Annotated in this window: 4 protein-coding genes; all 4 read right to left on the bottom strand. The window is 41.1% G+C overall.

The window, feature by feature from the left end; translation table 11 throughout:
• Nucleotides 1–273 precede the first annotated feature (273 nt).
• Complete coding sequence (locus H6F52_RS05350) at nucleotides 274–861, bottom strand: GDSL-type esterase/lipase family protein (RefSeq protein WP_190428318.1); 588 nt, start codon at nucleotides 859–861, stop codon at nucleotides 274–276.
• Nucleotides 862–972: 111 nt separating this feature from the next.
• The gene (locus H6F52_RS05345; RefSeq protein WP_242033858.1) at nucleotides 973–1,626 is read right to left on the bottom strand and encodes a hypothetical protein; all 654 of its coding nucleotides are present in this window, start codon (nucleotides 1,624–1,626) and stop codon (nucleotides 973–975) included.
• A 45-nt stretch (nucleotides 1,627–1,671) separates the two neighbouring features.
• Nucleotides 1,672–3,144, bottom strand: coding sequence for a glycolate oxidase subunit GlcD (gene glcD / locus H6F52_RS05340; protein WP_190532529.1), 1,473 nt, complete (start codon nucleotides 3,142–3,144; stop codon nucleotides 1,672–1,674).
• Nucleotides 3,145–3,152: 8 nt separating this feature from the next.
• Nucleotides 3,153–6,014 (bottom strand): tetratricopeptide repeat protein, encoded by a 2,862-nt coding sequence (locus H6F52_RS05335; protein ID WP_242033857.1) that lies wholly within the window; start codon nucleotides 6,012–6,014, stop codon nucleotides 3,153–3,155.
• Nucleotides 6,015–6,045 lie beyond the last annotated feature (31 nt).

Here is a 6,045-nt window from a genome sequence, read left to right as displayed (position 1 = left end):
ATTGCTGGGATTTAATCATTTAATTGCTGCAATGAATCAATTTAAACCCGGTTTGGCTTCTGGATAATTTAACTGATTTACTACTTGCTTCTCCGGAAAGTGACAGAAGAGGGATACATCTTGCTCTAGGCTGTTGAAACACAGTTACACAAACAAAACCTGCTGGGAGCAGGTTACAAAACCCTTTATTTTCAGTTGGTTCGCGCTTTCCTAGCTAGAATGCGATCGCCTTAGAATTCCATTCTGAGAGCTTGGCGCAAGATGTGAGTTGAGCTATTTTAACCACGATAACCACGCAGACCAACTTTGTACTAAGTGAGCAAATTCGGCATAACCGGCAGCACCGGGGTGAGCGCCATCATTCGCTGTTGCCTCACCGATCCACACCGATGACGCCTGTAAAGGAGTAAAAACATCTAAATAAGGCACATTGCGATCGCTACATAAACGAGCTACCTGCTCAGACAAACCAGCGATCCTCAAATTTTGCTCAATCTCTGCAACGGGTGGCGCTCCCACCATCAAGACTGGAAATGTTTGCCTTGCAACTTCAAGAATTGCACAGCAATTTTCTAGGGAATCCGCTAACTCCACACGAGTCTTCCCATCTTCCAGGGTGGTGTCATTTACACCAAACGAGAAGACAATCCTGCCATCATATTCTTTAGGTAAGCGACAAGTAACCTCACCTAGCCAACGGGATCTAATATCTGCGCTGGTTTCCCGCCGTACCCCAAGATTGTAATAAGTAATGTCATAACCTTGCTTTCGTGCTGCTGCACAAATTCTTCCCGTCCAACCGAGGCACTCTGGATCGCCAGTTCCGTTTACAAAAGAGTCACCAATAAAGCAAATTCGCATTTTGTCTGAAATTTATTTTTAGTTTTTTCCCATATTTATTTTTCTGAATAGCACCAGCATCCTTGGCTCTAGAAGAACTTCACCGGATTGAGCGAGCGCTCTTACAGTTTTTCATAAAAATTCCATTTCCTCTTTAATATTTTGCCTAGCTTGTTGTTCTAGAGCAACAAACATTTTTTCAGTAAAATATATTCGTTCTCGGTTTAAAAAGCTCTGCAATACTTGTTTCCTCCCTGTTCTGTATTTTGTGGAAGAGACCCATAAATACTCTTTTCTAATTGCTTGAGCATATATTCTGTATTTAGTAGCCGATGCTCCTAATATAGAAAGGTCTGCATCTAGAAAAATTTTGCTATCAATACCGTCTATATTTTGATTGTATTTGGTTTTTCTAATTAAAGAATATACAACCTCTATAGTTGATGAGGGAATGTCTAACCCTTTCAAAATCATCGCTGCATATTCTGCACTTTTTTCCTCATTATCGTTAGCTTTTGGGTTATAAACTGCATCGTGAAACCAAGCTGCAAATTCAATTGCTGCATAGTTTTGGGATAGCGATCGCAAATCGTTAAGCGTTGCTAAAACTTGTTCTATATGCTCCAAAGTATGATAATGTCTACCATCACTGGAGTAAGCCTTGAATAAGTCAAGCAACACTTTCTGAGCAATCTTTTGCTCAACCTGAAACGGTTGTAGTAAAGACTCCCATCTAGATTGCAAATTAGAGCATCTTTCTGTGTCTAGATTGTAGCGCGATCGCATATTTCCCCAAAATTCTTAGCGAATCATTTGCTCTTGGTTAATGAATTAAAATACATCAACTGACTCAAACTGCTTTTGAGACTGAGCGTGTGAAGCTTCGCCACAGGTGCGGGGAGTAGGAAATATTTTACCCGGATTAGCCAAACCTTTGGGATTAAATACTTGGCGCACCCATTGCATTGTTTCTAGATCCGTTTCGGTAAACATTTGCGGCATATAGCATTTTTTATCCGCACCAATCCCGTGTTCCCCAGAAAGGCTTCCGCCTACTTCTACGCAAAGTTTAAGAATTTCCCCGCCTAATTCTTCCACCTGTTCCAACGCTCCAGGAATTGAATTATCATAAAGAATGAGTGGGTGAAGATTGCCATCTCCAGCATGAAAGACGTTAGCAATACGATAGCCGTACTTTTGACTCAATGCTTCAATTTCTTGCAGTACAAATCGCATTTGAGTCCGGGGAATTACCCCATCTTGGACATAATAATCAGGGCTGAGTTTGCCTGCTGCTGCGAAGGCTGCTTTCCGTCCTTTCCAGAGCTTTAGACGGGTTTCTGGCTCGTTTGCCGTGGTGATGCTACGCGCTCCATTGGTGGTGCAAATTTCCGCAATACGCTGTTTATTTGCCGCCACTTCCACTTCTAAGCCGTCTATTTCAACTAACAAGATAGCGGCAGCATCTCTAGGATAACAACCTGTTGCTACAACATCTTCGACAGCGTTGATGCTGATATTATCCATAATCTCCATACCGCCTGGAATTATCCCAGCGCTGATAATATCTGATACAGCGGCTCCAGCATCTTCGACACTGGTAAAATCTGCTAAAAGAACGCAAATAGATTCCGGGGTCTTAAGAATTCTCAAAGTAATTTCTGTAGCGATACCTAGCGTGCCTTCAGAACCAACAAATAAACCCGTTAAATCGTAACCAGGCATTTCGGGAATTTGTCCTCCCACGTCTACAATAGAGCCATCGGGGAGAACTAATTTTAAACCTAAAACGTGGTTGGTGGTAACGCCATATTTAAGACAATGGACGCCTCCAGAATTTTCTGCAACGTTACCGCCAATCGAGCATACAATCTGGCTGGAAGGGTCAGGCGCATAGTAAAATCCGGCACCGCTAACGGCTTGCGTTACCCAGTTATTAATTACTCCTGGCTGCACCACAACCCGCTGATTTTCTAAGTCAATGCTCAAGAGTTTTCGCATCAATGCAGTAACAATTAGCACGCAATTTTCTACAGGCAAGGCTCCACCAGAAAGTCCAGTGCCAGCACCGCGTGCAACCCAGGGAATTTGATTTTGGTCGCATATCCTCACTGCCGCTGCGACTTCTTCTGTGGTGCGCGGTAGCACAACGAGGGCAGGTTTTTGTCGGTAGCTAGTTAAACCATCGCACTCGTAGGTTATTAACTCCTCACAACGCTGCACGACGCCGTTTTTCCCGATAACTGCCTCAAATTGCTTGATGATGGGTTGCCAATTTCGTTGTTTTTTGTCTTGGGTAATCATCGGTAACTCTATGTCTGCGTAAGTCCCTTTTGGACAACCTGTTTGTAAAAATCTTCAAGAGCTGCTACACAAGTTTTGTCGTCATAAAGATAGTCATGCCGAGCCTTGATTCTTTCTGAAACGTCGTGCCGCCAAATCGGGTCTAAACCTAACCTTACAGCAATATCAATATATTCTGCTTCAGTCTGAGCAATTGTGTCTGTCACCTCAAGCCTTTTTAGAAATCCATAAGAGTGACGACCTCGCATAAATTCGCCAGGACAGGTAACAACGGGTAAACTACAAGCGATCGCATCTAGTGTCGTGTTACCGCCAGACCAGCTTAAAGTATCTAGATAAATATCTGAAACTAAATTAAGCATGAAATACTCAGCGCGAGGTAGAACAGGTGAAAAAACACAATAGTCTTTACTGTTCAAACCAATTGCCGAAAAAGCGCGTTCCAAGCGTTCTTGAGGCACACCTGCACGAAGAAACATAAACTGAGCTTGAGGCACGCGACGGGCGATTTCAGCAAAAATATAGTCATGTTGCGGTAAATACTTGTAAGGAGCTTGAGAAGATAGGTAAACTACAGCATCATCCCTTAGCTGAAAATCTGCTCGTGTCTTTGTTAGCGGAGGAATCTCTAATGTAGGATAAGCAACTCCAACATTCGGCAGACGAATCAGAGTTTCAGAGTAATGTGCTTGTGCATTTTCTGGCTCCATTAACTCGCTGGATAAAAAGTAATCAATGGTCGGTAAACCAGTAGTTACTGGGTGTCCCCATACTACGCACTGAGCAGGAGCCAGACGCAAACCGGCAAGTTGCATCGTCGCTGCATCCATACCAATTTCTGGGAAAACAAGTATATGTAGTTTATCGGCAACAATTTGTTCGCATACTGCTTCGAGATTATTAGGAATATGATGAAATGCATCACTATAATTACGAAACAACTCAGTGATATTGTCTAGCTGATTCCCTGTGTAGTAACAGTGAAATTCAAAATCTTGCTGATTGCAGTAACGCAGATAACCTAGTGATAAAAATGTTCCACTCCAACCGTGTAAGAATGCTGAGACATAACCAACACGAATTTTTTTGTTCTCCTTAAGCGGAGGCATGGATATAGCTTGAACCCATTGTGGATAGTTGGCTGCCATAATTTGATGGACTAAATTTCCATACTGGCGTTGCAATTCCAAATCGTTATGAGCCTGATACGCTAAAAAAAAGTTTGTTACACAACTAATACCGGCAAGAGCATTCTTTTTATCTTCAGGCTCTTCTAAGGATGTCTCCTGAATTAAACTTTGTATGCCTTGGATAAATCGCTGACGATAAAAGCTAATTTCATTAGCGCTATTATAATTAGTGGGTAATATTAAATTTTTAAAAATTTTAAATACATATTCATTAGGCAGGATTTGAGATGCCTTTTCTGCACTTGATATTGCTTCTTTAATCCGTCCGTTTTCCTGCAATAATTTTATAAAATAAAAGTGCAGCTTACCACTTATTGGGTAAAAGGAGATGCCTTCTTTAAGCGTATTGATAGCTTCTTCTACTCGATTTAGATGTGTAAAGCAATCACTCAGGTTAAAGTAAACCTCTGCATCTCCTGTTTGAATTTCTAGCAATTTTTGATATTGCTTAATTGCTGCTTCATACTTCTCTTGCTGGTAAAGTTTGTTAGCAAAATTTAGAAGAGCCTGAGTAGGATTCTTTTGGGCTTCTAATGCCATCGCTAGGTTATTTAATATATCAGGATTATCTGGAATTAGCGTCAGAGCTGTTTTATACACCTCAATTGCTTGCTCAATTTGATTCTGTTCCATTAACAAATTTCCCAAATTGAGGTAGCTACCAAAGTGGCTGGGGTTAGCTGCGATCGCTTGACGGTAGACTGCTTCAGCCTGCTCGCTTTCACCCGCCTGACTGAGGAGATTTCCTAAATTGTTGTAAGCTTCAATTAGTTTTGGTTCAAGAGCGATCGCTTCTGTGTAAGCGGAAATCGCTTGAGGATTTTGATTGATTTTCTCGAAAGCCAACCCAAGGATATAATATGCTTGAGCTACAGATGAATCTATTTTTAGTAAATTAAAAATTGTTTCAACGGACTTTTGATACTGTTCTGCCTCGTAATATAGAATTCCTAAGCTTAGCCACGCTTTAGTATCCCAGTTTTTCGCTCGTATAAAGTCACAATATTTTTTTTCAGCAGCTAAAAACTGTCCTTTTTCATGCAGCGATAAGGCTTCTTGATACAGATTGTCTAACTCCCTTTCGTTTTTTCCAATAAACTGTAATTCATAGATAGCTTGAATAACTGACTTCCGGCGCATCTTACTAAAAGTATTCCAGGAATAGTTTGCTTTTTTATTTGCATCCCAACTGAGTACCTGAATCCCATTCCAAAAAGTGTGATAGCCATCTCCTGGCGTCAGCAACTCCAGCAATAATTCGCACTCTGGGTTAGCAGCCATAAAATCCCAATTAGCTTGGCGCACCGCTTCCCAATTGCTATCATCGATAATAATCAATGCCTTCTCTGCTAGAAACGGTTTGATTAGGAGTAATCCTAATAATTGCGACCGATAGTCGTGAGCACCATCATATAAATAAACCCCGATTTTGTCATCTGGATTAATTTCTCGAAGCTCTAATAAAAATTCTTCAAAGTCTTGATTGCAAAAATAAACTCGATCTTGAATATCAAAACTTGATAAATTATTAATTAATTTATCCAGATTCTCACCGGATTGGTCGAATTCAGAAAAGTTATCTACAGCGTATGCCATTCGTTCTGGATGATCGAGCAGTGCGCCAATTAAAGTAGAACCTTGATAACAGCCAATCTCGCAATATATTTCATCTGGTTCCATGCACTCCACAGCAAAATTGAGCAACTGCATT

This window comes from Coleofasciculus sp. FACHB-542, assembly GCF_014695825.1.
In the GTDB taxonomy this organism is placed as follows: domain Bacteria; phylum Cyanobacteriota; class Cyanobacteriia; order Cyanobacteriales; family FACHB-T130; genus FACHB-T130.
This window is presented reverse-complemented; position numbering and strand designations above follow the sequence as displayed.

Excerpts from the sequence above, each read along its gene's own strand:
- H6F52_RS05335 (WP_242033857.1), bottom strand. The coding sequence starts at position 6,014 with ATGGAACCAGATGAAATATATTGCGAGATTGGCTGTTATCAAGGTTCT.
- H6F52_RS05345 (WP_242033858.1), bottom strand. The coding sequence starts at position 1,626 with ATGCGATCGCGCTACAATCTAGACACAGAAAGATGCTCTAATTTGCAA.
- glcD (WP_190532529.1), bottom strand. The coding sequence starts at position 3,144 with ATGATTACCCAAGACAAAAAACAACGAAATTGGCAACCCATCATCAAG.
- H6F52_RS05350 (WP_190428318.1), bottom strand. The coding sequence starts at position 861 with ATGCGAATTTGCTTTATTGGTGACTCTTTTGTAAACGGAACTGGCGAT.